Annotated in this window: 22 protein-coding genes; 7 read left to right on the top strand and 15 right to left on the bottom strand. The window is 69.0% G+C overall.

Features of this window, described 5'->3' with window-relative positions; all coding sequences use genetic code 11:
• Positions 1-3 precede the first annotated feature (3 nt).
• From ACZ6WN_RS23690 to ACZ6WN_RS23660, 7 genes are all read right to left on the bottom strand, one after another.
• Complete coding sequence (locus ACZ6WN_RS23690; RefSeq protein WP_357335614.1) at positions 4-159, bottom strand: hypothetical protein; 156 nt, start codon at positions 157-159, stop codon at positions 4-6.
• A gap of 107 nt (positions 160-266) precedes the next feature.
• Positions 267-1817, bottom strand: a complete 1551-nt coding sequence (locus ACZ6WN_RS23685; RefSeq protein WP_465868125.1) for an ethanolamine ammonia-lyase reactivating factor EutA — start codon at positions 1815-1817, stop codon at positions 267-269.
• Between the two features lie 10 nt (positions 1818-1827).
• Positions 1828-2949, bottom strand: coding sequence for a cupin domain-containing protein (locus tag ACZ6WN_RS23680; protein WP_357335616.1), 1122 nt, complete (start codon positions 2947-2949; stop codon positions 1828-1830).
• A 46-nt stretch (positions 2950-2995) separates the two neighbouring features.
• Positions 2996-4231 carry an MFS transporter gene (locus tag ACZ6WN_RS23675; RefSeq protein ID WP_465868122.1) on the bottom strand — a complete coding sequence of 412 codons (1236 nt, stop codon included), beginning with the start codon at positions 4229-4231 and terminating at the stop codon, positions 2996-2998.
• Positions 4232-4238: 7 nt separating this feature from the next.
• On the bottom strand, positions 4239-5366 hold the full coding sequence (locus tag ACZ6WN_RS23670; protein WP_465868120.1) for an ABC transporter ATP-binding protein: 1128 nt from the start codon (positions 5364-5366) through the stop codon (positions 4239-4241).
• Between the two features lie 30 nt (positions 5367-5396).
• Entirely contained in the window at positions 5397-7172 is a 1776-nt protein-coding gene (locus ACZ6WN_RS23665) for an ABC transporter permease (protein ID WP_465868118.1), read from the bottom strand.
• On the bottom strand, positions 7169-8158 hold the full coding sequence (locus ACZ6WN_RS23660; RefSeq protein ID WP_465868116.1) for an ABC transporter substrate-binding protein: 990 nt from the start codon (positions 8156-8158) through the stop codon (positions 7169-7171). Before ACZ6WN_RS23660 ends, ACZ6WN_RS23665 begins: the two co-directional genes overlap by 4 nt.
• A gap of 397 nt (positions 8159-8555) precedes the next feature.
• On the opposite strand from ACZ6WN_RS23660, the gene ACZ6WN_RS23655 reads away from it, so the two are divergent.
• Positions 8556-9296: a FadR/GntR family transcriptional regulator gene (locus tag ACZ6WN_RS23655; protein WP_465868114.1), complete on the top strand. Its 741-nt coding sequence runs from the start codon at positions 8556-8558 to the stop codon at positions 9294-9296.
• Here ACZ6WN_RS23655 and ACZ6WN_RS23650 read toward each other — a convergent pair.
• Genes ACZ6WN_RS23650 through ACZ6WN_RS23640 form a run of 3 tightly spaced genes read right to left on the bottom strand, consistent with a single transcriptional unit; the run spans position 9287 to position 12767 of the window.
• The gene (locus ACZ6WN_RS23650; RefSeq protein ID WP_465868112.1) at positions 9287-10552 is read right to left on the bottom strand and encodes an MFS transporter; all 1266 of its coding nucleotides are present in this window, start codon (positions 10550-10552) and stop codon (positions 9287-9289) included. The two genes, ACZ6WN_RS23655 and ACZ6WN_RS23650, sit on opposite strands and share 10 nt — an antisense overlap.
• Positions 10545-11732 carry an MFS transporter gene (locus ACZ6WN_RS23645; protein ID WP_465868111.1) on the bottom strand — a complete coding sequence of 396 codons (1188 nt, stop codon included), beginning with the start codon at positions 11730-11732 and terminating at the stop codon, positions 10545-10547. The genes ACZ6WN_RS23650 and ACZ6WN_RS23645 overlap by 8 nt, the downstream gene beginning before the upstream one ends.
• Positions 11733-11741: 9 nt before the next feature.
• Entirely contained in the window at positions 11742-12767 is a 1026-nt protein-coding gene (locus ACZ6WN_RS23640; protein WP_465868109.1) for a cupin domain-containing protein, read from the bottom strand.
• A gap of 142 nt (positions 12768-12909) precedes the next feature.
• Here ACZ6WN_RS23640 and ACZ6WN_RS23635 point away from each other — a divergent pair, with 142 nt between their 5' ends.
• The 6 genes from ACZ6WN_RS23635 to ACZ6WN_RS23610 all read left to right on the top strand — a co-directional run bounded on the left by ACZ6WN_RS23635 (position 12910) and on the right by ACZ6WN_RS23610 (position 19050).
• Positions 12910-13779, top strand: a complete 870-nt coding sequence (locus ACZ6WN_RS23635; RefSeq protein WP_465868107.1) for an AAA family ATPase — start codon at positions 12910-12912, stop codon at positions 13777-13779.
• Positions 13776-15176: a vWA domain-containing protein gene (locus ACZ6WN_RS23630; RefSeq protein WP_465868105.1), complete on the top strand. Its 1401-nt coding sequence runs from the start codon at positions 13776-13778 to the stop codon at positions 15174-15176. The genes ACZ6WN_RS23635 and ACZ6WN_RS23630 overlap by 4 nt, the downstream gene beginning before the upstream one ends.
• Positions 15177-15256: 80 nt before the next feature.
• Positions 15257-16492, top strand: coding sequence for an NAD(P)/FAD-dependent oxidoreductase (locus ACZ6WN_RS23625; protein WP_465868103.1), 1236 nt, complete (start codon positions 15257-15259; stop codon positions 16490-16492).
• A 93-nt stretch (positions 16493-16585) separates the two neighbouring features.
• The gene (locus ACZ6WN_RS23620; protein ID WP_465868101.1) at positions 16586-17206 is read left to right on the top strand and encodes an isochorismatase family protein; all 621 of its coding nucleotides are present in this window, start codon (positions 16586-16588) and stop codon (positions 17204-17206) included.
• A gap of 47 nt (positions 17207-17253) precedes the next feature.
• The gene (locus tag ACZ6WN_RS23615) at positions 17254-17901 is read left to right on the top strand and encodes an isochorismatase family protein (RefSeq protein WP_465868099.1); all 648 of its coding nucleotides are present in this window, start codon (positions 17254-17256) and stop codon (positions 17899-17901) included.
• A 54-nt stretch (positions 17902-17955) separates the two neighbouring features.
• Positions 17956-19050 (top strand): ABC transporter substrate-binding protein, encoded by a 1095-nt coding sequence (locus ACZ6WN_RS23610; protein ID WP_465868097.1) that lies wholly within the window; start codon positions 17956-17958, stop codon positions 19048-19050.
• A 75-nt stretch (positions 19051-19125) separates the two neighbouring features.
• On the opposite strand, the gene ACZ6WN_RS23605 is transcribed toward ACZ6WN_RS23610, so the two are convergent.
• Genes ACZ6WN_RS23605 through ACZ6WN_RS23585 form a run of 5 tightly spaced genes read right to left on the bottom strand, consistent with a single transcriptional unit; the run spans position 19126 to position 25714 of the window.
• A complete protein-coding gene (locus ACZ6WN_RS23605; RefSeq protein ID WP_465868095.1) occupies positions 19126-20232 on the bottom strand; it encodes an ABC transporter substrate-binding protein in 1107 nt (368 codons plus the stop codon).
• Positions 20229-21071, bottom strand: coding sequence for an NAD(P)-dependent oxidoreductase (locus ACZ6WN_RS23600; RefSeq protein ID WP_465868094.1), 843 nt, complete (start codon positions 21069-21071; stop codon positions 20229-20231). Before ACZ6WN_RS23600 ends, ACZ6WN_RS23605 begins: the two co-directional genes overlap by 4 nt.
• A gap of 38 nt (positions 21072-21109) precedes the next feature.
• Complete coding sequence (locus tag ACZ6WN_RS23595) at positions 21110-21859, bottom strand: SDR family NAD(P)-dependent oxidoreductase (RefSeq protein ID WP_465868092.1); 750 nt, start codon at positions 21857-21859, stop codon at positions 21110-21112.
• Positions 21860-21896: 37 nt separating this feature from the next.
• A complete protein-coding gene (locus tag ACZ6WN_RS23590) occupies positions 21897-23645 on the bottom strand; it encodes a hydantoinase B/oxoprolinase family protein (RefSeq protein ID WP_465868090.1) in 1749 nt (582 codons plus the stop codon).
• Positions 23645-25714 carry a hydantoinase/oxoprolinase family protein gene (locus ACZ6WN_RS23585; RefSeq protein ID WP_465868088.1) on the bottom strand — a complete coding sequence of 690 codons (2070 nt, stop codon included), beginning with the start codon at positions 25712-25714 and terminating at the stop codon, positions 23645-23647. The genes ACZ6WN_RS23590 and ACZ6WN_RS23585 overlap by 1 nt, the downstream gene beginning before the upstream one ends.
• Between the last annotated feature and the right edge of the window lie 119 nt (positions 25715-25833).

Below are 25833 nucleotides of genomic sequence, written 5' to 3'. Positions count from 1 at the left end.
GCGTCACTCGCTGACCGGCACCTGCACGCTCACGCGGAGCTTGGCGGCGAACGCGGTGAGCGCGGCCCGCAGGTCGAGCTCGCGGTGGCGGCGTACGCGAACCTCGCCCGGCTGGATCATCAGTGGGCTGGCAGCGTCCTGGGTGTAGAGCTGGTTCATGGTCTCCTCCGTTTTCCGGCCCGGATCTCAGGCACCCGAAAACGGTAACCCCGCAATGGTCTTACCAATAGATCGATGGCGACGTGTGCTTGCTCACGTCGCCGAGCTCAGTCGAGCATCCGGTCGCCGAAGACCAGCGACTTGATGGTCACCGGGACGGTGCCTGACGGCTGACGGACGCGACCCAGGTCGACGTAGTCGAAGTCGCGCAGCTGCAGCCCGTCCAGGACGAGCAGACCGCCGGTGACACCGAGCTCGTCACGCAGGATCCGACCGAGGGTGAGACCGATGTCGGCGTCGAGGACCAGGTAGCTCGCGCAGCCGTGCTCGAGCCGGGCCTCCAGACCGTCGCGAACCCCTTCGGCCAGAGCGCGCAGCCGGGGGTACGCCGGGGCACCGTGCCAGGTCAGGGCCAGCGCGATGTCGTCGTCGAGGCCGACTCCGAAGGCGGCCAGGTGATCGCGGATCGCGGCCGCGATCGCGACGGCGGCGACCGGTGACGTCGAGTCCTCGGTCAGCGGGTAGGACGGGGCGACGACCTGGAGGTTGCGCCGCGGGAGCATGGTCTCGGCGTCCTCGCGGTGGGTGCTGATGCCGCTGAGCTGGACGGTGTACTCCGAGGCCCCGAGGACGGTCGCCCGGATCCGCTCGGCCGCCGGCAGCAGGCGTACGCCGGTGGCGTCGACCCGCTCGCGCAGAGATGCGCCGAGGCGGCGACCGAGGTCGCCGAAGTCGCGGGTCTCGGTGCCGTAGACGTACTCCCCCACGCCGCCGGAGAAGACCAGCCCGTCCACCGTGGCCAGGTCGACGGGGAGCGGGTCGGTGAGCCACAGGTCGGGGTCGCCCGCGCCGCCGATCAGCGCGAGCACGGCATCGGCCATCTCTTCGGCCACCGCGGTCAGGCCGGCCTCGTCCACCTGGCCACCCGGCTCCAGAGGGACCCCGGCGGCGGCGCCGTGGCGGCGGCCGGCCGGCTCCAGGCGGGTGATCCGGCCGGCGTCGTGGGCGAGCAGCCGCCCGCCCACGTGCAGCGCCGCGGTGGCCAGCACCCGGCCGTCCTCGACCAGGCTCAGCTTGGTCGTGCCACCACCGATGTCGACGTTGAGCAGCCGGGTGCCGAGATCGTGGGAGGTCCGCACCGCCCCCGAGCCGTACGCCGCGAGCATGGCCTCCATGTGGTGGCCGGCCGTGGCACAGACCAGGTCTCCGGCCCGCTCGGCGACCACCGTCCCGATCGCCTCGGAGTTCTCCCGGCGCAGCGCCTCGCCGGTCAGGATCACCACCCCGGTGTCGATCTCCTCGGGGCTCAGCCCCGCCTGCCCGTACGCCTTGTCGAGCAGCTCGCCGAGCTCGGCGGCGTCGATGGTGAGGTCGGCGGCATACGGGGTGAGGTAGAGCTCGGACTGGTAGAGCGTGTCCCGCTCGACCACGATGTAGCGGCTGGTCAGGTCCTCACCCTTGCGCCGCAGGACCAGGCGGGAGAAGGCGACCTGGGTCCCGGCGGACCCGATGTCCACCCCCACGCTGAGCATCTCGACGTTGTCCCGCTGCCAGATCGGATTGTCCGCGAAGGCAGCGGCCAGATCGCGGGCGTCGAGCTCGTGGTCGTGCCCATGTCCATGACCGTGCTGATGCTCAGCGTGAGGGTGGTGGTTCATCGGGTCGCTCTCACTCCCCCTGCTTCGGCGGGAGGTCGGCGAGCTCGGCCTCGTACGCAGCGTCCATCTGCGGGGTCAGACCGTTCTCGGCCAGCGCCTTGGAGAAGGTGTCACGCACGAGCGGCGACTCGTCGGCGTAGTCGATCTGGTCGCCACCGATGCGCCGGCTGATCCACGCCTTCGGGACACCCTGGGCGTTGCGGATGGAGACCACCTCGTGCTTGAACGCGAGGTACCGGGCCGGCTCGGAGCCGGTGTTGAAGTGCTGGTGGTACCACATGTTCGGCGGCACGATCATCGAGCCGGCCTTCCACTCATAGCGCTTCGGCTCCTCGCCCTCGGGCCACATCAGCGAGTAGCCCTCCCCCGAGAGGATGATGACGTGGGCGCCCGGTCCGTGCCGGTGGCCCTTCTTGTACGTCGCGGGCGGGAACTGCGAGATGTGGCTGTTCATCGAGCCGCGCGCCATCGAGAACCGGATGTGGCCGCCGCCGGCGCCGCGCTCCTTGGCGTGGATCAGCGGGAGGCTGACCGAGTCCCACACGAAGTTGGTCTTCAGCAGCAGGCCGTCCTGCTCGTCCTTGTTGTCGAAGTAGTCCGGCTCGCCGTTGAACCGCGACGGGAAGTCGTAGGAGGTGTTGAAGACGAACTCGGGGTCGTCGTACATGTTGATGATCGGCGGGGCGTTGGTCGAGGACACGAAGCGGGCCACCTCGGTGCCGGAGCCGTTGAAGTGCTGGTGAACCGTGTTCAGGGGGATCGCGAAGATCGACCCGGGGCCCCACTCGAAGGTCACCTTGCTGCCCGCGTCGTTCCACACCGAGGTCGAGCCGTGGCCCGAAAGCACCAGGATCATCTCCTCGAAGAGCTGACGCTGGGGCTCGAGCGCGCCGCCGGCCGGGATCTCGGCGACGTAGCAGTCGTTGGAGGTCCGGGAGGCCTCGTGGTTGATGAAGACACCACGGCCGCCACGGCGGGCCCACGGCTTGAGCTCGACGGTCTTGAGGTCCTCGACGTAATGGGCGGCGATGATGTCCAGGCCCTCGTCAGCGACCCACCGGACGTACGGGCTGTCCTTCTCGGTCTTGAACTTCTTCGCCAGATCGTCGGAGACGATTGCGTCCTTGGCCACTGTCATTCCTCTTTCACTTCGGTGGATGGATCAAGCGTTGGGTGGATCAGGCTTGTTGGGGTTCGGGGGCCTTCGCCCCCACGTACTCACGGACGACGTTGGCGCGCGGGAAGAAGCCCAGGGCGTACGCGGCCGTCAGGATCCCGCCCGCGGTGAGTGCCGTGGCCGGGCCGAGCGAAGCCGCGACCTTGCCCATCAGCGCGTCCCCGAGAGCAGGACCACCGCGTGAGGCCATCTGGTAGATCGAGCTGACCCGGCCACGCACCTCGTCGGGCGTCTCCAGCTGGACGGCCGCATGCCGGATGGTGGTCGTGACCGCGTCGAAGGCGCCGAGCAGGAGGCAGGCCGGCAACGCGACCCAGAACAGCCCGGCATGCGCGAGCAGGATCGCCGCTCCGCCGTACATGACGGTCGCCGCCAGCAGGATCCGGCCGAGCCGGTCGCTTCTGGAGACGAGCTTGAAGATCGTGTACGAGGCCAGCAACGCGCCGGCCGAGGGAGCCGCCGCCAGGACGCCGTAGCCGGACGGGCCGACGTGCAGGATCTCGGTGGCCACCGCCGGCAGCAGCACCCGATACGCGCTGAACAGGGTCGCGGACAGGTCCAGCGACATCAGCATCCAGATGATCGTGCGGCCCTTGATGTAGGCCACGCCCTCCTTCATCTGATGAAGGATCGACTCGTGCTTCGGCGAGCCCGGCAGGCGGGGCACTTTGATGAACGCCAGCACGACCACCATCGCGCAGTAGGACAGTGCGTCGAAGCCGTACATCAGCTCCGGGCCACCCAGCGCGATGAGCAGGCCGCCCAGGCCCGGGCCGACCAGGACGGCCAGCTCGCGGGAGGGGTTGAGCAGGGCGAACGCCTGCGGCAGCTGCTCGCGCGGCACCATCGCCGGGATGAGCGCCTGCCGGGTCGGTGAGTCGAAGGTCGCCGCAGCGGTCAGCAGGATGACCGCCAGGTAGATGAGCCAGACGCTCACCGTGCCGGTGGCGGTCAGGATCGTCAGCCCCACCGCGACCACCATGGCGAGCGCCTGCGCGGCCTGCAGCAGCCTGCGGCGGTCCAGCCGGTCGGCGTAGACACCGCCGACCGGCGAGAGCACCAGCAGTGCGACCGCCTGGGCGGCACCCACGAGACCGGTCTGCGCGTAGGACCCCGTCAGCTGGTAGACGTGGTACAGGACGGCAGCGATGGTCCCGCGGGTGCCGATCTCCGAGAGGATGACCCCACCCCAGTAGAGGTTGAAGCCGCGGTGACGGAGGACCTCAGGAAGCGCCAAGACAGTCTCAGTCGACCGGGACGAGGGAGATCTTGTCCGCCTCCAGATGGAGGTACACCTCGGTGCCCGGCGCCACCGAGACCGAGGGCACCGTACGCGCCCGGATCTCGGTCTTGCCGATCCCGACGACGTGGTCGACCGCGTCGCCCAGGAACGCGCGCGTGGCGACCTTGCCCCGCCAGACGTTCTCCGCGAGGGCCGGACGCTCGATCGAGATCCCGACCGCCTCCGGCCGGATCGAGGCGACGACCCGGGTGCCGGTGGGCACCGAGGCGGTGCTGGCCAGGTTGAGGGTGCCCTCGTTGGTCTCGACGGTGTACGCCTCACCGGCGCGGTGGGAGACAGTCGCCTCGATGAAGTTCGAGGTGCCGATGAACTCCGCGACGAACTGGCTGTTCGGGTTCTCGTAGATCTCGCGCGGCTTGCCCAGCTGCATCACCTCACCGGCCCTCATGACCGCGATGTTGCTCGAGAGCGAGAGCGCCTCCACCTGGTCGTGGGTGACGTAGATCGAGGTGATCCCGAGATCGCGCTGGAGCCGCTTGAGCTCGAAGCGCAGCGACTCGCGCAGCTTGGCGTCCAGGTTGGACAACGGCTCGTCGAGGAGCAGCAGCTCGGGCTCGATGATGATGCCGCGGCCCAGCGCCAGGCGCTGCTGCTGCCCACCGGACAGCTTGGTCGCCTGACGGTCGGCGTACTGCCGCAGCTCGAGCGTCTCGAGCACCCGGTTGACCCGGTTCTCGATCTCCTTCTTGCTGGGGCGCTTGCTGCGCGGCATGACCTGCAGCGGGAACGCGACGTTGTCGAAGACGGTCATGTGCGGCCAGATCGCGTACGACTGGAAGACCATCCCGAGGCCGCGCTGGTTGGCCGGCACGTTGACGGTCTTGGCACCGCCGCCCGCGGCGAAGAAGGTCTTGCCGGCGACGGTGATCCTGCCGCTGTCCGGCTTCTCGAGGCCGGCGATCGAGCGCAGGGTCGTGGTCTTGCCGCAGCCCGAGGGGCCGAGCAGGGTGAACATCTCCCCCTGCTTGACCTCGAAGCTGACGTCGTTGATGGCGAAGACGCTGTTCGCCGTCTTCTCCTTGGTCTTCTCGCCGGGGAAGCTCTTGACGAGGCTGGTGATTTCCAACATGAGTGTGTTTTCCTCTCAGAACCGGTCGGGTCAGTCCTGCTGGAGGCCGACCTTGGCCCCGAGCTTGTAGGCGATGGATACGAGGACGACCAGCGTCGCCACCATGAGCACACCGATCGCGGAGACGACCGCCATGGAGCCGTTCTCCCACTCCTCCCAGATCACGATGCCCAGCACCTCGCTGCCCGAGGTGTAGAGCAGGATCGAGCTGGAGAGCTCGCGGAAGGAGACGACCAGGATGTAGATCCAGCCCGAGAGCAGGCCCGGCATCAGCAGCGGGAGCAGGACCCTGCGGAACGTCTGCCACCAGGTGGCACCGCTCATGTAGGCGGACTCCTCCAGCTCCGCACCGATCTGATGCTGGGAGGTGGCCGCATAGCGCATGCCGTACGGCATGTAGCGGGTGAAGTAGGCGATGCCCAGCAGCCACAGCGTGCCGTACACCCCGATCGGGAAGTTCAGGTACGTGACCAGGAGGGCCACGCCCATGATCAGACCGGGGATGGTCAGCGGAACGAAGGTGAAGGCGTCGATCAGCTGCCGCCCGGGGATCCTGGTCCGCACCGTGATCCACGAGGCGACGGCCATGAACGCCATCACCACCGTCGCCGAGCCGACGCCGAGGATCAGGGAGTTCTTCAGCGCCCGCAGCACCGTCGGGTTCTCGAGCACGTCGCGGAAGTTGTCGAGCGTGAACGTCCGGAACGCGTCCATCGACGGCAGCTGGTAGTAGGGCTGGAAGGAGCAGTACAGCAGGACCAGCAGCGGCAGCACCACGGCGATCAGGAAGTAGGCGATCACGACGGCGCCGGCGATCGGACGGTACTTCCCCAGCTCGATCGGACGCGGCCGGAAGGCCTTGCCGGTCACGGTCTGGTAGCTCTTGGAGCCCCGGCCGATCAGGTTGGAGAAGGTGACCCCGATCAGCGCCAGTGCCAGCAGTCCGACCGCGAGCGCGCCGGCCGTGTCATACCCGATCGGCCAGCCGCGCAGCTCGAAGTAGATCTGGCTGGTGAAGACGTAGATGTTGGCCGGTACGCCCAGCAGCGCCGGGACCTCGAAGCTCTCCAGGCTCCGGACCGTCATGATCAGCATCGCGCCGACGATCGCGGGCAGGATCAGCGGGAGGGTGATCCGGCGGATGATGGTGGCCCGGGAGGCGCCCGACATCAACGCGGACTCCTCGAGCGAGGGGTCCATCGCCCGGAACGCCGCGACCATCAGCAGGAACACGATCGGCGAGAGGTGCAGCCCCTCGACCCAGATCATCCCCCACACGCTCTCGATGTTGAAGAAGCCCTCACCGATGAACGGCAGCTTCTCCAGGTAGCGGTTGAGCAGGCCGATGTCGGTGTCGGCGAGCAGGATCCAGGAGACCGTGTAGAGGATCCCGGGAATGACCAGCGGGATGATCGAGGACGCGAAGAACAGCGACTTGAACGGCACGTCGGTCCGCACGATCAGGTACGCCAGACCGGTGCCCACGATCAGGGACAGGATCGCCGCGCCGAAGGCGAACCACAGGGACGTTCCGACGAGCGAGAACAGCTTGGAGTCGCCGTAGGCCTCCTGGAACGCGCCGAGGGTGAACTGTCCGGTGTCCGGGTCGAGGAAGGTGACCTGGAGCAGGTACCACAGCGGCACCACACCGAACCAGAAGATCACCGCGGCGACCAGCACCAGGATCAGGGTCTTCGGGGTCAGGATCCGCTTCAGCAGGGAGGGGGTCCCGCTGTCGGCGCCGGGGTCCTCCGGCTTCCGCAGCGGTTTCGGCACCACCTCGTCGGCGGGAGCCGTGGTCGTCATGCGCCAGCACCCCCGGCGCCGCGGAGCAGGTCGTCGTACGCCTTGGTCCACTTCTCGTTCTGGTTGACCATCTCGTCGGTGTCCACGGGGATCACCTCGACTCCTTCCATCGGGTCGTCCGAGCCCTCGGGCACGATCGCGGGCGTGAGGCCGAGGTCGACGAGGATCTTCTGCCCCTCCTCGAGCATCCAGTCGGCGAAGAGCATCGCGGCCGCGGGGTGCGAGGCGTTGCGGACCAGGCCGAAGCCGTTGGGACGTGCGATCGCCGGCTCCGCGATCGGCTCATAGGCCAGCGGAGCACCCGAGTTGATCTTCTGCTGGACGATGTAGGTGTAGTTGGTCGCCGCGACGTCGAACTTCCCCGAGACGTGCAGGTCCGCCATGGTCGTGTGGCCCTTCTGGACCTCGGCACCGTCGACCATGTCGGCGAAGATCTTGTCGATCTCCTCGTCCGACTTGCCGTGCTCCTGCCAGTAGCCGTAGAGGGTCAGGTACCAGTCGTAGTCCGAGAGCTCCATCGCCAGCCGGCCGTCCCACTTCGGGTCGGCCAGGTCCTCCCAGCTCTTGGGAGCCTCCTCGGCGCTGACGGCGGTGGTGTTCCAGCTCGGTGCGAAGATGTTGTAGCGGGTGGCGGTCCAGTTCTCGAACTGGCCCTCCTTGCCCACCATGTCCCGGCGCTCACCCGAATACTCGGCCAGGGCTCCTTCGCCGTTGAGCGCGAACAGCTCCAGCGCGTTGGTCTCGACGATGTCCGCGCCCGCGTAGTTGGAGCTGTACTCCTTGAGCACCTTCGTGAGCACGGTGGTGGACTCGGCACGAGTCAGGTCGATCGCGACGTCGAAGTCGGCTTCGAACTCCTTCTCGAGCAGGACAGCGATGTCATCGGTCATCGAGGTGTAGATGGTGAGCTCGCCCTCCTTCTCGGCGGCCTCGACCAGCTTGTCGCGACGCTCCTGACCGTCGAGGGCGGCCATCTCCTCGAACACGGTTTCCGCTTCGGTGGGTTCACCGGACTTCTGTCCCCCACTGACGGGGGAACCGCAAGCCGTGGCAAACATCAAAGTCGCTGCAGTCACAGCGGCAACACAGGCGAGTCTGGGTCTCAATTGGGGTGCTCCTTGATTCGTCGCCTGACCCTCTTACGGGATGATGGTCAGACCATTAGCACTATATGTAACACACCACAGCGCCGGTGTGAAGCCCGTCACGGACTCTTAACCCAGTCGGCTCGGACCATGGTCGGCGTCTCTGATTGTCCGAGCAACCGATTCTTTTGCTGGACGGAAGCAGCGCCCCAGGTGTCGAGGTGTACTGTGAACCTACAGACCATTGGCCCAATCGCGTCTCGGGAACTCCGCGACGAGCCCACAGGAGGGATCCCCCTTGCCAACCTCGAGTTCAGGCTCAGCCGGCGTCGAGATGTTCGCCCCGGTCAGCGTCGATCGGGTCTCGCAGGTGATCGTCGACCAGATCAAGCTGCTCATCCGCGACGGCCGGCTCACCCCCGGCGACCGCCTGCCCAGCGAGCGCGACCTGTGCCAGCGCTTCGGCGTCAGCCGGGTCACCGTGCGGGAGGCGCTGCGGGTCCTGGAGGCCAGCGGCCTCGTCGAGATCCGCGTCGGCGCCCGAGGGGGCGCATTCGTCACCTCGCCGTCCACCGAGCGCCTCAGCGCCGGTCTCGCAGATCTGCTCTCGCTCGCCCCGCTGACGGGCTCCAACGTCACCGAAGCCCGCAAGGTCGTCGAGATCGGCATCCTGCCGCTGGTCGTGGAGCGGGCCACCGAGGAGGACATCACCGACCTCCTCGCGATCATCGAGGAGGCCGAGGCGGCGCTCGCCGCGGGCGAATACACGATGGGCCTCTCGGCCGCCTTCCACGTCCGGGTCGCCGGCTGCACACACAACCCCGCGATCGAGATGCTGGTGCACAGCTTCCACGGTCCGATGCTGATGTCGCTGCGCCAGGCCCAGATGGCGGCGCCCACGATGGGCCACAAGGGCACCGAGGAGCACCGAGCGCTCGTCGAGGCGATCAAGGCGCACGACGTCGACGCGGCCGTCGCGGTGATGAGCACGCACCTCGAACGCACCGCGGAGCGCACGGCCGAGGACGCTCAGGACTGACCGGTGGCGGCCGGGTCGGGCGACTGCGCCGGCCTGGTACGGAGTCGGCGCAGCGTCGGCGCGACCAGCGTCGCCGCACCGATGGCGGTCACCGACGCGACCGCCATCCCGGCGCGCGCTCCCCACTGGTCGCAGACCCAGCCGATCAACGGCATGCCCAGCGGGGTGGTGCCGAGGAACACGAAGCCGTGCAGGGCCATCACGCGCCCGTGCATGCTCGGCTCCGTCCCCAGCTGGAGCAGGGTCTTGGACAGGGTGTTGAACGCCAGGTTGGCGATCCCCATCACCACAACGGCGCACATCGCGACCCATAGCCAGGGCGAGATCGCCACCAGCGCGTTGGCGACCCCGAACGCAAAGCCTGCGAGCAACAGCCGCCAGCTGCTCACCCGTTCGGCGGCCGCGGTGCCGAGCGCACCGATCACCGCTCCGATGCCGAGGGCCGAGGTCAGCCAGCCGTAGGTCTGCGAGTCGCCGTGGAAGGTCTCCTTGGCGAGCACGGGCAGCACGGCCCGGAAGTTCTGCCCGAACAGTGCGATGGCGGCGACCAGGATCATGCATGCCCGCAGCTCGGCGTGGGAGAAGACGTACGCAAGGCCCTCGCGTACGCGGCCTGGCCGTCGTTCCGCACGCTCGGTGGCCGAGCTGCGGGTGTCGATGAGGAGCAGCCCCCAGATCACCGGGACGAAGGAGGCCGCGTTGATGGCGAACGCCCAGCCGGCCCCGGCGACGGCGATCAGCGTCCCGGCGACAGCGGGACCGACCAGCCGGCCGAGGTTGTGCACCGTCGAGGCGAGCGCCTGAGCGTTGACGTAGTCCTGCGGCCGGGTCACCTCCGCGACGAAGGCGTGCCGGGCCGGGTTGTCGAAGACGGTCACGAAGCCGAGTGCGAGCGAGAGGCCGAAGACCATCCACAGCTCTACGGCACCGGCGAGCACGACCGCGGCCAGTGCGACCGCGAGCACCAGGCTGGCCGCCTGGGTGCAGATGATGACCTTGCGGCGGTCCCAGCGGTCGACGACGGCACCGCCCCAGAGCCCGAAGAGCAGGACCGGCAGGAACTGCATCGCCGCGGCGACCCCGACGTCGACAGCGTCGCCGGTCAGGTCGAGGACCAGCCAGTCCTGCGCCACCCGCTGCATCCAGGTGCCGATCGTGCTGACCGAGTGGCCGGTGATGAAGAGCCGGTAGTTGCGGTGCCCGAGCGAGCGCAGCGCCCACGGCCAGCGCCCGGTCCGCGACTCCGGCTCACTCACCGACCGTCTGCCCCTCGGGGTCGACCGTGGCGAGCGCCCCACGCAACCGGGTGGCGGTCAGGGCCGGCGCGGTCACCAGGAGGCCGGCGACGCCGATCGCGACCGACAGCGGTATCCCCAGGACCAGGCCGGCAACCCCGAACGGTGCCACGAAGAGCGCGGCCGCCCGGAACGTACCGGCCACGGCGATCGCCTCGCCACGCTCCTCGGGATGGACCGAGTCCGACGCGATCGCCGGGCCCAGCGTCTGCAGCGTCCCCGAAGCCAGCCCGGAGATGCCGAGCGCGACCCCGGCCAGCCAGGCGTTGCCGGCGAGGAAGCCCACCACCCCCAGGCTCACCCCCGTGACGACGGTGCAGACGGCGAACGCCCGGGACAGGGCCGCGCGAGACGTCCTCCCGGCGATCGCGGAGCCGCCCACGGAGGTCGCGTTGGCGACCGCGACCAGCGCACCGACCACGGTCGAGGTGTGCCCCGCATGGGTCAGCACGACGGGGACGTAGGAGCCGACCAGGCCGCGCCAGGCACCGGCGGTGACACCCGCCCAGCAGCCCGCGGCCACACCGGGTCGACGCCACAGCTGTCCATCGCCGGGATCCTTGACCCGGCGGAACGGACGCAGCCGGTCCATGAAGACGGTCGGCACCAGGGCGAGCGCCGACATCGCGGCACCCCACCCCAGGGCGTACGCGGGGCTGCGGGCGGCCAGCACGCCGGCCAGCAGCGGGCCCAGGAGCAGCCCCACGTTCGAGACGAAGTTGACCGCCGCCAGCGACTTCACCGAGGAGCCCTCGCGACGGACGGCGTGGGTCTGGCTACCCGTCCAGAAGCAGGCGCGCGCGACGCCCTGCAGCAGCTGGGCCACGACGAACGGCACCACCGCGGCGCTCACCGCGACCAGCGCGTTCGAGGCGGCCAGCACGACGGTCGCGCCGGCGACGACGGTCCAGTCCGGCAGGACGCGCATCACCACGCCCAGGCCGAGACGCGACACCATCTGCGCGATCGCCGAGACGGCGGTAAGGACGCCGATCTGGACCGCGTCGTAGCCGGCCTCGATCGCCAGCAGCGGGAGCGCGACCGAGGCGAGCCCGAGGGCACAGGAGAAGAGGGCGGCGCCCCCCGCTGCGGCGAGTGTGTCGCGCGTCGGGAGGCGCCGGGGGTTCCGGTGGGTCGTCACCGGGGCCGGTCAGGCCTGGCTCTCGGCGAGCTCACGGTCGCCGGAGTACTCGGGGGCATCCTCGAAGTAGTGGATGTTGTCGTACCCGAGCGAGCGGAAGAGCCGGTTCTGCGACTGGAAGAGGCGCACCTCCTCGCCGTCACCGGCGAAGATCTGCACCACGTGGTTCTGCGGCACGTAGATGGTGTCGCCCTCGACGAAGTCGTAGCGCTTGGGCTCGAGCGCGATGCGCGCGTAGTACTTCTCGGCGATCTCGGCCTCGACCTCCCACATCAGGAAGTGGCCGCTGCCCTTGAGCACGTAGAAGACCTCGTCGGCCATCTTCCAGTACTTGCCCGAGCGGCTGCCCGGGGTGATGGCGAGCTCGTAGGAGTCGGTGCTGTGGATGCGGCCGTCGGTCTTCTCCGGCGCGGCGATGATGCGCTGGTTGCCGAGCGGGGTGACCTCCCAGGTGGTGTCCTCGGGGCCGACGACCTTCTTGCGGTCGAGCACACCAGGGGTCCAGACCCGGCTCCACTCCTCGCGCGGGCCGAACTCCTCGGGGCGGTCGATCGGGCCGCTGCGGCCCTGCTGGATCAGACCCATGAACATCCAGGTGCTCTTCGCCTTGACGACGAGGGCCCGGGCCGTCTCGTCGTACGGGTTGTAATGGCGGTGCACCGAGTCGGTGTGGACGTAGACGAGGTCGTCCTTCTTCCAGTCGTAGCGCTGGTCGTCGTGGATCTCGTAGCCCTTGCCCTCGAGGATGTAGAAGGCCGCCTCGTTCTGGTGGCCGTGGCCGTGGTTCGACGAATGCGGCGGCAGCTCGACGAAGTGCACGTGGATGGTCTGGGTGAGGAACTCCTCGTCGCCGGGCCCGATGCGCCACCAGGTCTTGGACTCGGCGCTGTCGCCGGAGTGACCGACCTTCGCGTCGTCGGTGACGTACTCGTCGTTGCGGACGCGGTCATAGGAGAGCTGCTTCTGTCGGAACTCGTTGAGCCCGTAGGTCGCGGAGTCGAGTCCGCGAACGAAAGTACGCAGCTTCTTGGCCATGCATTTCCTCCTGCCGTCAGTGCCATGACAGACGTCAGATCGTCGGTCGACCTGATGCGTACTGCAATGCATAATGGACTGACCATTAATCTATGCGTGATCAGCGCCACTGTCCACCCCGTCGCCAGAAGGATGCGGTTCCATGCCCTGGTTCACCTCCCCCACCCACCTCGCCGAAGAGCTCGGCTCGGCGGGCTACCTCGCCGACGCCGCGACCACGACCACCGCTTACCTCGCCGGCGCTCTCGAGAAGCCGCTGCTGCTGGAGGGTCCGGCCGGCGTGGGCAAGACCGAGCTGGCGAAGGCGGTCGCCCGCGCCGCCGGGGCCGACCTGATCCGGTTGCAGTGCTACGAAGGCGTCGACGAGGCCCGCGCGCTCTACGAGTGGAACTACAAGAAGCAGCTGCTCGCTATCCAGGCCTCCGACCGGACCCAGTCCTGGGAGGAGACCCACGAGGAGATCTTCACCGAGGAGTTCCTTCTCCCCCGGCCGCTGCTGGACGCGATCCGGCGTGAACGGCGCACCGTGCTGCTCATCGACGAGGTCGACAAGACCGACGTCGAGGTCGAGGGCCTGCTGCTGGAGGTGCTGAGCGAGTTCCAGGTCACGATCCCCGAGCTGGGCACCGTCACCGCGACCAGGCGCCCGTACGTCGTGCTCACCTCGAACGCGACCCGAGAGCTGTCCGAGGCGGTCAAGCGGCGGTGCCTCTACCTGTACCTCGACTACCCCGACGCCCGACGCGAGCTCGAGATCGTACGCAGCCACGTGCCCGGCCTCGATGAGCGGATCGCCGCCCGGATCGTGCAGACGGTCGGGCGGCTGCGCGAACTGTCGCTGAAGAAGGCGCCGTCCATCACCGAGACCGTCGACTGGGCACGGACGCTGGTCGCGCTGGAGCTGCGCACGCTCGACGAGGCGGCGATCGTCGCCACGCTGGGCGCGGTGCTCAAGCACCGGTCCGACCAGGAACGAGCCCTCGAGGTGCTCACCGGCGGAGCACCCGGGTGAGCCGGGACGCGGCCGGTTCAGGGGTGCTGGCACGGCACCTCGAGCTCGTCCGCGCGCTCCGCGCAGCCGGGCTGCCGGTCTCGCTCTCCGAGGATCTGGACGCGGTGACCGCACTGGGCCGGGTCGCCTGGGGCGACCGGGCGACGGTGCGTGATGCGTACGCAGCCACGCTGGTCAAGAAGCACTCCCAGCGGCCCACGTTCGACGCTCTCTTCGACGTCTACTTCCCGGCGATGGTCGGCGACGGCACCGGCGCCGCCATCGCTGCCGACCGGCCGCCGGAGAAGCCCGTCGGCGACAACCTCGACGTGCTCGAGACGATGCGTCGCCGGATCCAGCGGGCCCTGCGGGAGTCCGGTCTCGACGACCAACTGCTGCGACAGTTGGCCGCCGAGTCGGTCGGCCGGTTCGGCACCGATCCCGGGCGCGCCGACGGCGCCTCGCCCTGGTCGGCGTACGAGACGCTGCAACGTCTCGACGTTCAGCAGCTCGTCGACCAGCTGGTCGCCGGGCTGGTCAGCGACGGTGTCGCGCAGGAGGAGGCCGACGCCTTCGCCCAGCACCGGCTGACCGAGTTCGTCGCCGCCGTGCACGCCGACATCGAGCGGCGCACCACCGAGCGCGAGGGCCCTGAGCGCCGGGCCGCCGAGCAGGTGCGTCCGGCGATCGAGAAGCTGTCCTTCTCCGAGGCGCGGCACGCCGACGTGGCCGCGATGCGGCGCGAGGTCTACCCGCTGGCACGCCGGCTGGCGACCCGGATGGCCAAGGAGCGGCACAGTCTCGGTGGCGGCCCGGTCGACTTCCGTCGGACGATCCGGGCCTCGATGGCCACCGGCGGGGTGCCCCTGACCACCCACCATCGACCGAAGCGGCCACACCGCACCGACCTCGTCGTGCTGTGCGACGTCAGCGGGTCGGTGGCCCACTTCGCCCGCTTCACGCTGATGTTCGTGTACGCCCTGCGCGAGGCGTTCCAGGGCATGCGCGCGTTCACGTTCGTCGACGACGTCCACGAGGTCACCGAGCTGCTGCGTCCCGAGGCGGACCCGGCGGAGGTGATCGCCGGGCTCGCGGGCAGCACCCGCGAGGCGGTGCTGGCGGGACGTACGCACTACGGGAGGGTCTTCGAGCGCTTCGCCGCCGAGCACGGCCAGGCACTGGGGCCGCGGACGACGCTGCTGATCCTCGGGGACGCGCGCTCGAACTACTCCGCGCTCGGCGACGCGACCCTGCGGGAGCTCGCGGCGAGCGCGAAACGCACGATCTGGCTCAACCCCGAGCCCCGACTGACCTGGGGCCTCGGGGACTCCGCGGCGAGCGTCTATGCGGACATCGTCGAGATGGCCGAGTGTCGCAACCTCGAGCAGCTCGCCGGGTTCGTCCACGACCTGCTCTGAGGATCCGCTGCCGGCCATCCACTACCACTCACCCACCGCACGATGCTATGGTCTAACCAATTGACCATTAGGAGGCGAGAATGAGCGGCACGCTGATCATCGGGGCCAGCCAGGCGGGGCTACAGGTCGCCACCACGCTGCGTGAGCTGGGCGACGACTCGCCCATCACCCTCATCGGCAGCGAGACCCATCTGCCCTATCAGCGCCCGCCGCTCTCCAAGGCGTACCTGGCCGGCAATGTCGGCCCCGAGGGACTGATCTTTCGCGGGGCGGAGTGGTATCGCGAGAACGCGATCGACCTGGTGCTCGGCGAGAAGGTCACCGGGGCCATCCTCCCCGCCGAGGACCGGCCGGGCGTCGCGCTCACCTCCACCGGGCGACAGCTCGAGTTCGATCGGCTGGCCCTGACTGTCGGCGGTCGCGCCCGCCGGATCCGGGTGCCCGGCCACGACCTGGACGGCGTCTGCTACCTGCGCCACCTCGACGACGCCGGCGAGCTGCGCCGCCGGCTGGGCTCCGCCCAGGACGTCGTGGTGATCGGCGGCGGCTTCATCGGCCTCGAGGCAGCAGCCGCCGCCCGCGCGGCGGGCAAACGTGTCACCGTCGTCGACATCGCCGACCGGCTGCTGGCCCGCGCGGTCGCCCCCGTCGTCTCCGACTTCTATCTCGGCGCCCACCGTCGGCGGGGGACGCAGGTGATGCTCGGCGCCGGCGTCGAGGAGATCCTCGGCTCCGGCCGCCGGGTCGCCGGCGTCAGGCTGGCCTCCGGTCAGTACCTGCCCGCCGACCTGGTCCTCGTGGGGGTCGGCCTGCAGCCGCGTACCGAGCTCGCAGAACAGCTGGGCCTGGCCGTCGACGGGGGCATCGTGGTCGGCACCGACGCGCGTACGTCCCATGCCGCCGTGGTCGCCGCCGGCGACTGCACGGTCACCACCCACCCCGCCCACGGCTCGCTGCGGCTCGAGTCGGTGCAGAACGCCGTCGCCCAGGCGAAGGTCGCCGCGGCCACCCTCGTCGGCGTCGCCCCGCCCGACACCGGCATCCCGTGGTTCTGGTCCGACCAGGCAGACCTGAAGCTGCAGGTCGCCGGGTTGAACAGCGGCTACGACCAGGTCGTGGTGCGCGGCGAACCCAGCAGCGAGTCCTTCTCCGCGCTCTACTACCGGGCCGGCCAGCTCATCTCGACCGACTCCGTCAACGCACCTCGGGACTACATGGCCGTCCGCAAGATCCTCGAGCGCGGCGGCAACGTGTCTCCCGCAGTCGCCGCCGACCCGGCGATCGCCCTCAAGGAGCACTTGAAGGCGATCGCCTGAGTGACGAGGGATCCGGTGACCGGCGCCGAGAGGCACTGATCACCGTTCGACGACTTCGCCAACGACCCGGACCACACCGAGAGAGAGGCCTCCGTGGACCGACCGACACAACCGATCACCTCCTACGATCCCGCCCGCACCGCCCTTGTCGTCTTCGACATGCTCGAGGCCTACCGGCCGGCGATCGAAGAAGCCGGATCACACCTGACCACCGCCAAGCTGATCGCGGCCTGTCGCTCGGTCGGGACGCCGATCTTCTACGCCCGCGCCGACCACCGAATCGACGGCGCCGACTTCGCCAGGACGATCGCCGACACCGACTCCGCCCTCGTCCCGTGGGGTCCGGACAACCCGATCAAGCACCACCCGCCCCATGACAGCGGTTCGCCCCAGTATCAGGTCCTCGCCGAGCTCGCGCCGCAGCCCGAGGACTACGACGTGCCCAAGCATCGTTGGTCCGCCTTCCACGGCACCCACCTGGAGGTGTCGCTTCGCAGCCGTGGGATCGATCGGATCCTGCTCGTCGGCGGGTCCGTCCACGTCGGCATCGCCGCCACGGCGTACGACGCGCGCGACATGGACTTCCAGGTCACCGTCGTCGAGGACTGCTGCAACGGCTTCCTCGAGCAGCGCGAGTTCTTCCTGCGCAAGGTCTTCCCGCGCATGGTCAACGTGCGCACGCTCGACCAGGTCATCGACGCGCTCGGTGCCTGATCCCGACAGATCCGACGAGGAAAGGACGAGTACCGGTGAAAGCGTGGATGGAGAGCGCACCCGAGCAGGAGTTGGCCGGGCTTCGAAGCGGACAGCTCGACCTCGGCCAGAAGTCGGCGTTGATCGTCGTCGATGTCACCTACGGCTTCACGGGATCGGAAGGCCTGAGCCTCGATGAGGCCAGGAAGGAGTACTCCACGGCGTCCGGTCCGGTCGCGTGGGAGGCGATGCCACGGATCGCCCGCCTGATCGAGCTCGCTCGCGGCAAGAACGTGCCGGTCGTCTACACGCGCACCAGCATGAAGGACCAACAGTTCGTGGGGCGCGCGACGAAGAAGGTCAGGCGCGACGACCCGGACCAGACCGGATTCGGCGACATCCCGGATGTCATCGCCCCCGAGGACGGTGACTGGATCATCGAGAAGGCCAAGGCGAGCGCGTTCTTCCAGACGCCCCTGTCGGTCTTCCTCACCCGGGAGAAGGTGGACTCCGTCATCGTCTGCGGCGTATCGACATCCGGATGCGTACGGGCCACCACCGTCGACTCCTGCTCCCACGGCTTCAGCACGTTCGTCATCGATGACGCGTGCTTCGACAGGTCTTGGTTCGCACATTGCAACAACCTCTTCGACATGAGCACCAAGTACGCCGACGTGCTCTCCGTCGATGAGCTCGCGAAAAGGTGGCACGCCTGAGCGGCGACACCCCGACCATCGCGCTCGGGCGCGCTTCGATCACGAGGAGGCGACATGAAGAAGCACCTTCAGATGACAGGAATCGGCACCATCGCGACCGCGATGCTCCTGACCGCCTGCGGCGGCAGCCCGATCGCCGACAGCGCACCGGAGGCGAACAAGGATGCCACCGCGGTCTACGACAAGATCAACGCCCTCACCGGCCAGGAGCGCACCGATCAGCTGGTCGAGCTCGCCGAGAAGGAGGGCAAGCTGATCGTCTACACCTCGAACACCGACATGGAGACGATCATCGCGGCCTTCGAGTCGGAGTACGACATCGACGTCGAGCTCACCCGTGGCAACTCCGAGACGGTGCTGCAGAAGCTGCTCACCGAAGGCAGCGCCGGCAAGCTCGAGGTCGACTTCGTCGACAACAACGCCAACGAGCTGAACATCATGGCCGACCAGGGCTTCCTCTACGACTACGAGAGCCCGTACCGCGACGCCGTACGGCCCGACGGCCAGATGGATGGCTGGACCTCCCACTACTTCAACGCGTTCGTCGTCGGCTGGAACACCGACAAGGTCAAGTCCGCAGACCTGCCGAAGGAGATCAAGGACTTCGCCGACCCGAAGTGGAAGGGGCTGATCTCGCTCGAGCTCAGTGACATCGACTGGTACGCCGCCGTCTCCACCTACTACCTCGACCGAGGCATGAGCCAGGCCCAGGTGGACACGATGTGGGAGGGCATCGCGGCCAACGCCTCGGTCGAGAAGGGCCACAGCACCATGGGAGACATGCTCGCGGTCGGCAAGCTGGACATCGCCCTCTCGATCTACCAGCACACGGTCGACGGAGCCGCTGACGACCACGGTGCCCCGGTGGCGTGGAACCCGAGCAACCAGCACGTCGAACCCGTCGTCGTCCGCCCCAACGGCGCCGGCCTCATGACCGCCGCCGAGCACCCCGCAGCCGCCATGCTGTTCATGGACTACGTCCTCAGCGAGGGGCAGCAGACGATCGCCGACGTCCACCGGATCCCGACCGTGGAGGGAGTCCCCTCACCCATCGACCAGGTAGACACGATCGGCGTGCCCGACGAGGAGATGACCGGCGACAGGTACGAGTACTGGGACGACAAGTACCGCGCCCTCGTCGGCGGTTGAGGGCCGATACCTCACGTCCCAGAACTCGACGGCGGGGCGGGTGCCGGTTCCCGCACCCGCCCCGTCACCCTAGTCCTACTTCTGTCCGGTCACCTCCGCGTACATGTCCTGATAGGTGTCGAACTCGTCCTTCAGCTTGTCGACGTCGACGGAGACGATCTCGGTGCCGTCGGCGAGCCCGGCACCGGCGTCCTTCTTCAGCGCGGAGGTCAGGCCCGCCTCCCGGAGGACCTGCTGGCCGTCGGTCAGGATCCACACGTAGAAGAGGTAGGCGGCGGCGGGGTGCGGGGCGCTGTTCATCAGGGCGACGCCGTTGGGGCGCTGCACGATGGGCTGGACCACGGGCTCGTACGACAACGGCGCACCGGTCTTGGCCACGCCGGCGGTCTGGTAGTCGTAGGTCGACATCGCGACGGCGTACTTGCCTGCGGCGAGCTGGCTCATCTGGGCGGCGTGACCGTCGACCATCGCGGAGTTCGCGGCGATGGCCTTGAAGAGGTCGGTGACCTCCTGCTCGCTCATCCCCTTCTCGTCCATGTAGTAGCCACGCAGGGCCATGAACCAGTCGACCTCGTTGATCTCCATGGACAGCTTCCCCCGGTACTTCGGGTCGGCGAAGTCCTCGAGCCGCGTCGGCCAGTCCGCATCGGCCAGCTTCTGCGTGTTGCGGGCGACGACGAACCGGTTGAGCCGGTCGGCCGTCCAGCCGTCCTTCTGTCCCTCCGCGACGATGAGGTCGCGCTCGGGACCGGTGAACTCGCCGAGATGCCCCTCGGCGGCCAGCGCGGTGAGCTCGAACCCGTTGAGCTCGAGCACGTCGGCACCCTTGTCGTTGCCGCCCGCCTGCTCGGTGTCGACCTTGGTGATGACGTCCTCCGACGACATCCGCGGCATGTCGACCTCGATGTCGTACGCAGCCTCGAACGCCTTCTCCACGACCGGGGCGGACTCCGGCGTCAGGGTCGAGTAGACCGAGAGCCTGCCCTCCTTCTCGGCGGCCTCGACCAGCTGCGTCATCCGCTCCTCGCCCTCGAGGTCGTTGAACCTCTCGTAGACGTCGGCGGCCTTCTCGATGTTCTCCTGGTTGCCGACGGCGGCGACGCTACCCGCGCCGCCACCGCAGCCGGTGAGCACGAGCGAGGCGATGGCGGCCGCAGCGACCAGTCCGGTGTAGGTCTTCATGACTGCTCTCTCTCCGCGTCGGGGTCGAGGTCCTGGATCAGCAGGGTGTTGATCCGGTCGGGGGTGATGCCGGCCATCTGCTCGTACGCCTGGTCGGTCATCGGCATCGGATAGCCGATCGGCTCGGCCATCCTGCGGGCGTTGTCGATGTCCTTCCTCCACCAGGTGAAGCGCATCTCCTGGATCTCGTGCAGCGTCGTGCTGTTCGCCGGGCTGTCGTAGAGAGCCTCGCGCAGCCGGGACGGGTCCACCCCGAGTCGGCGACCCAGCAGCATCGCCTCGTGGATGCCGGCGATCTGGATCCAGTGGCACAGGTTGTTGACCGTCTTGCCGACCTGGCCCGACCCGAGCGGGCCGAGGTGGTGGACGGCCTTGGTCCACGGCTCGAGGCAGGGGCGAATGGTGTCGAGCACGGCCTCCTCGCCACCGACGAGCAGGTTGATCTCACCGTTCTCGGCACCGCGTACGCCACCGGTCAGCGCGGCGTCGAGGACGGAGACGCCGTGCGGCGCTCCCGCCTTCGCGATCTCCTCGCACGTCTCGGGGGTGACCGAGGCGCTGATCACGATCACCGAGCCCGGCCTGGGCGCGGACAGCAGCCCGTCCTCACCGAGACAGACGGTGCGTACGTCCGTGTCGGAGGGGACCACGACCAGGATCACGTCGTTGTCCGCGATCTCCGTCAGCGTCTCCGCGGCCTTCGCGCCACGGTCGACGACTGATCGACGAACTTCGGTGTCCACGTCGAGCACCGAGGTCGGCACCCCCGCGTCCACCAGATGCTCGGCCATCGGGCGACCCATCGCGCCCAGGCCGATGACTCCCACACTCTGCGTCATCTCGTTGTGTTCCTTTCCTCGAACCAGTTGGTGATGCGTCAGCGGCTGCCGTGGAAGAAGCCGCCGTCGACCAGCAGGTCGGCGGCGGTCACGAAGCCGGCGTCGTCGGAGGCCATGAACGCCACGGCGGCGGCGATGTCCTCGGGCCGGCCACCGCGGCCGAGCAGGTTCTCCCGCTTGCGGCCCTCGGGCTCGACCTCCTCGCCGACGGGCGAGCCGACCTTGTTGGGGATGACGGTGTTGACCCGGATCCCGTGGCCGCCGAGCTGGTTGGCCATCGAGCGCGACATGTTGAGCACGCCGGACTTGGCGACGCCGTAGACCAGCGCGTTGGGACGGCCGTGGAAACCGGAGGTCGAGCCGATATTGATGATCGCGCCCTGCCGATCGGTCGCGACCATGTGCCGCCCGACGTACTTGCTGCAGAGGAAGACGCTGTCGAGCGTCACCTTCAGGACGCGGTGCCAGACCTCCTCCTCGAGGTCCAGCACGGTGGCGCCGCGGTCGGTGATCGCGACGTTGTTGACCAGCACGTCGATGCCGCCGAGCTGCTCGACGACGCTGACGACCAGCGCCTGCACCTCGGCGCTCTCGGAGACGTCGCACGTGAAGAACCGGGCAGCGCCCGGGTGGGTCTCCTCGATCTCGGCGACGGTGCGCTGACCGCGGTCGGCGTCGAGGTCGACCACGGCGACCGTGGCCCCCTCGTCGGCGAACCGCTTGGCCACCGCCGCGCCGACGTTGCGGCCGGCCCCGGTGACGAGGACGACCTTGTTCTCGAATCTCATCTGTCTCTCCTGGGTTCTCGGCAGGTTCTCGGGGTGGTCACACCGCAGCGCGAAGCCGCGCGGTCTCGTGTTCGTCGACGCGACAGCCCGCGCCGTCGGGGACCAGTGCGACGCCGTAGTCACGGCGGGCGCCGGCGAGGGTCACGTAGCCGTCGAGGACATCGGTGAGGACCTCCTCGACCGGGCGAGTCAGCGGGTCGCCGTAGCCGCCGGCGCCGGTCATCTCGCGGCGCAGGACGTCACCAGCATGCAGTCGATAGGTGCCGTCCGCGGACACGATGACGTGCTCGTGCGGCGTACCCGGGTTGACGACCGTCGCTCCGGGAGACCCCGGCCGGCCGCCCTCGCGCCCGTCCGGCGCCGAGAGCATCTGGCCCACGCGGCTGCTGAACTGGCCGCCGCCGTGCATGCGGTACTCACGGACGTACGCCAGACCGCCGCGGTGGCGTCCCGGCCCGCCGGAGTCGGGGACCAGCTCGAAGCGGACCAGCTCGACGGGGAACTCCGACTCGATGATCTCGATCGGGGTGATGGTCCCGTTGGCGACGTGCGCCTTGGAGGCCGAGACGCCGTCTGCGTCGGCGCGGGCGCCGATCGCACCGGCCGGCAGCTCGTACTGCACCCTCGGGAACCGGCCGCCCTCGTCGAGGTGGGCCAGGGTGCCGCTGATCCCGCGGCTGCTCTCCGCCATCCGAGCCAGCGGCAGGATCTCGGCGAGCGCGTCGAAGACGGCCTCGGCGGCCACGTTGGCGATCGGCATGTAGGTGTTGACCGGTGCCGGGATGTGCGGTTCGAGGCAGGAGCCGGGGCGGGTGCGGCTCTCCACGGCGAGGGTGAGCCCCTCGTTGGAGGGCAGGTCCGGGTCGACGAGGCACTTGAGGGCGTAGCTGCACACCGCCCGGACCAGCGGCGGCCGGATGTTGTACGGCCCGACGACCTGGTCGTCGGAGGCGGTCCAGTCGAAGATCGCCCGGTCCCCCGCGATGGTCACCGAGACCCGTACGACGATGGGCTCGCCACCCTCCAGACCGTCGCTGTGCACCTTGGCGCTGCCGGTGTAGACGCCGTCGGGCCACTCCGCGACCGCGGCGCGGACGCGGTGCTCGGTCAGCAGGTAGAGCCGCTCGCCGGCCGCCGCGACGACGTCGGCACCGTGCTTCGCGCACAGGTCGGCGACCCGCGCGGCGCCCAGCCCGGTCGCACCGACCTGACCGCTGAGATCGCCCAGGACCAGCTCGGGCGTACGGCTGTTGGCGGCCAGGATCGTCTCGACCTCCTGCACCACGGTGCCGGCGGCCATGAACCGCACCGGCGGCAGCATCAGGCCCTCGTGGAAGATCTCCCGGGCCTGGCCCGAGCTGCTGCCCGGGACCATGCCGCCGATGTCGCTCTTGTGCGCGATGGAGGCGCTGAAGCCGAACAGCCTCCCGTCCAGCACGATCGGCGAGATCAGCGCCATGTCGGGCGCGTGCGGGCTGCCGCCGTAGTAGGGGTGGTTGACGACGAAGGCATCGCCGGCCGCCAGGGTCTCGGCGGGATAGCGCTCGAGCAGCGCCTCGACGCAGGCCGGGAAGGCACCCAGGTGCAGGGGCAGCACGGTGAACTGCGACAGCACCCGCCCCGAGGGGTCGAGGATCGCGCAGCTCGCGTCGCGCGACTCGCGGACGATGGTCGAGTAGCCGGTGCAGAACAGGGCGTTCTGCATCTCCTGGACGATGCCGCCCAGGCTCTGGCTGATCACCTCGACGGTGATCGCGTCGACGGTCTTCTCGGAGATGGTGGTCATCAGCTGTTCTCCACGATCAGGTTGCCGAGCGGGTCGACGGTGACGTGCTGCCCGGGACAGACCACGGTCGTCGAGTCGTACTGGTCGATCAGGGCGGGCCCGTCGAAGGTGTGACCGGCACGGAGCTTCTCGCGCTGGTAGACGCTCACCGGGAACGGCGTCGGCGAGACCTCGGAGAAGTACGCCTCGCGCGTCCCGACCACCGCGTCGGTCGCCGGCCCGGTGGCCTCCTCGACGGCGGCCAGCTCGACCGAGGGCACCCGGCCGTACGCCTCGACCCGGTAGTTGACGACCTCGACGGGCTGACCCGGGGCGTTGTGCCCATGGCACTGCTCGTGGATCACGTCGAAGTCGGCGCGGATCGCGGCGACGTCCTGCGGGGTCCGCGGGAGACCGGAGAGCGGGACCGGGTTCTCATAGCCCTGCCCCGCGTAGCGCAGGTCGGCGTAGTAGCGGAACGCCATCTCGTGCTCGGCGAAGCCCTCGGCGCGGAGCTGCTCCTCGCCCTGCCTGCGTAGATCCTCGAAGAGCGCGGTCATCGCGGCCGGGTCGACGGCGGCGATGTCGGAGAGCCGGCTGCGCAGGTAGTCGTGCTTGACGTCGGACATGAGCAGGCCCAGGGCCGAGAAGGCGCCCGGATACAGCGGGATCACGACCTTCGCCAGGCCGAGGTCTCGCGCGATGCGGCAGGCGTGCAGCGGCCCCGCCCCGCCGAAGGGCACCAGCGCGAACTCGCGCAGGTCGAAGCCACGCTCGGTCGAGATCGACTTGACCGCCTCGCCCATCTGGACGTCGATGACCTTCACGTGACCCTCGGCGGCCCTGAGCAGGTCCATGCCGAGCGGGTCGGCGAGACCGGTCCGCACGGCCTCCTCGGCCAGCGACCTGTCGATCGTCATCGCCCCGCCGAGCAGGGCGCCGGAGTCGAGGTAGCCGAGGACCACGTTGCAGTCGGTCGTCGTCGGCTCAGTGCCACCGCGCAGGTAGCAGGCGGGTCCCGGCACCGCACCGGCGGAGGCCGGTCCGACGTGCAGCGCGCCGTACCGGTCGACCCGGGAGATCGTCCCGCCGCCCGCGGCCACCGTGGTGATGTCGAGCATCGGGATCGCGATGTCGCGGCCGTCGATCTTGGACCGGTCGGTGATGACCGGCTCGCCGTCCTGGATCAGGGCGACATCGGTGCTGGTGCCGCCCATGTCGAAGGTGATGATGTTCGGTGCGCCGGTGTCGCGGCTCAGCGCGCTGCCCGCGGTCACTCCCCCGGCCGGTCCGGAGAGGATGGTGCCGACCGCGCGGCCGGCCGTGAAGGCGAACGGGGCCGAGCCGCCGTTGGACTGCATCGTGAAGCGGGCCTCCGGGGCGACCTTGCGCTCGTCGAGCTCGCCCTCGAGCTTTCGCACGTAGCGGCCCAGGATCGGGGAGACGTACGCGTTGATCACGACGGTGCTGAGCCGGAAGTACTCCCGGATCTGCGGAAGCAGCTCCGAGGAGGTCGAGACCCACCACTCCGGGTGCGCCTCGAGCAGCATCTCCTTGACGCGGCGCTCGTGGGTGTCGTTCATGAAGGCGAAGAGCAGGCAGACCGCGACGGCCTCCACGCCCTGCTCCTCGAAGCGGGTGATCAGCCGCTCGACCGAGCCCTCGTCGAGAGCAGCGCGGACCGCGCCGTCGGCGGCGATGCGCTCGGCAGCCTCCCCGGTCCGGCGCCCGGGAGCGAGCAGCGCCGGCTTCTGGTAGCCCAGGTCGAAGACCGCGGGACCGTACGGCCTGCTCTGCTCCATCGTCTCGTAGATGCCGGTGAACCCCTCGGTCACGACCAGGCCGACGTTCGCGCCCTTCTCCTCCAGCAGCGCGTTCGTCGCCACGGTCGTGCCGTGGGAGAAGAAGACGATGTCGCGCGCGGCGATCCCCTCGGACTCGAGGACGTCGAGTCCGTCGAGGACCGCTCGGCCGGGGTCGTCCGGCGTGGACGGGACCTTGAGGATCCGGTGCCGGCCGGTGTCTTCCTCGAGCAGCACGAAGTCGGAGAACGTGCCTCCGGTGTCGACGGTCAGGCGATATCTCGGCACGGGCAACCTCCAGCAATGGACTAATGTTCTTTGGTCAGTCCATATGACGCCCGTCACACCCGTCAATGACCGGTGCCAGGTCCGTGCGCATTTGCTCTCGATCCAGAACGAAACGTTCT

This window comes from Nocardioides sp. NPDC054178 (assembly GCF_055585005.1).
The sequence above is the reverse complement of the archived record's forward strand: the minus strand, read 5'-3'. Positions and strand labels throughout refer to the sequence as shown.

What these genes read in the sequence shown, in the direction of transcription:
- ACZ6WN_RS23690 (WP_357335614.1), bottom strand. Translation starts at nt 159, where the DNA reads ATGAACCAGCTCTACACCCAGGACGCTGCCAGCCCACTGATGATCCAG.
- ACZ6WN_RS23685 (WP_465868125.1), bottom strand. Translation starts at nt 1,817, where the DNA reads ATGAACCACCACCCTCACGCTGAGCATCAGCACGGTCATGGACATGGG.
- ACZ6WN_RS23670 (WP_465868120.1), bottom strand. Translation starts at nt 5,366, where the DNA reads ATGTTGGAAATCACCAGCCTCGTCAAGAGCTTCCCCGGCGAGAAGACC.
- ACZ6WN_RS23665 (WP_465868118.1), bottom strand. Translation starts at nt 7,172, where the DNA reads ATGACGACCACGGCTCCCGCCGACGAGGTGGTGCCGAAACCGCTGCGG.
- ACZ6WN_RS23640 (WP_465868109.1), bottom strand. Translation starts at nt 12,767, where the DNA reads ATGGCCAAGAAGCTGCGTACTTTCGTTCGCGGACTCGACTCCGCGACC.
- ACZ6WN_RS23635 (WP_465868107.1), top strand. Translation starts at nt 12,910, where the DNA reads ATGCCCTGGTTCACCTCCCCCACCCACCTCGCCGAAGAGCTCGGCTCG.
- ACZ6WN_RS23625 (WP_465868103.1), top strand. Translation starts at nt 15,257, where the DNA reads ATGAGCGGCACGCTGATCATCGGGGCCAGCCAGGCGGGGCTACAGGTC.
- ACZ6WN_RS23615 (WP_465868099.1), top strand. Translation starts at nt 17,254, where the DNA reads ATGGAGAGCGCACCCGAGCAGGAGTTGGCCGGGCTTCGAAGCGGACAG.
- ACZ6WN_RS23610 (WP_465868097.1), top strand. Translation starts at nt 17,956, where the DNA reads ATGAAGAAGCACCTTCAGATGACAGGAATCGGCACCATCGCGACCGCG.
- ACZ6WN_RS23605 (WP_465868095.1), bottom strand. Translation starts at nt 20,232, where the DNA reads ATGAAGACCTACACCGGACTGGTCGCTGCGGCCGCCATCGCCTCGCTC.
- ACZ6WN_RS23600 (WP_465868094.1), bottom strand. Translation starts at nt 21,071, where the DNA reads ATGACGCAGAGTGTGGGAGTCATCGGCCTGGGCGCGATGGGTCGCCCG.
- ACZ6WN_RS23595 (WP_465868092.1), bottom strand. Translation starts at nt 21,859, where the DNA reads ATGAGATTCGAGAACAAGGTCGTCCTCGTCACCGGGGCCGGCCGCAAC.
- ACZ6WN_RS23590 (WP_465868090.1), bottom strand. Translation starts at nt 23,645, where the DNA reads ATGACCACCATCTCCGAGAAGACCGTCGACGCGATCACCGTCGAGGTG.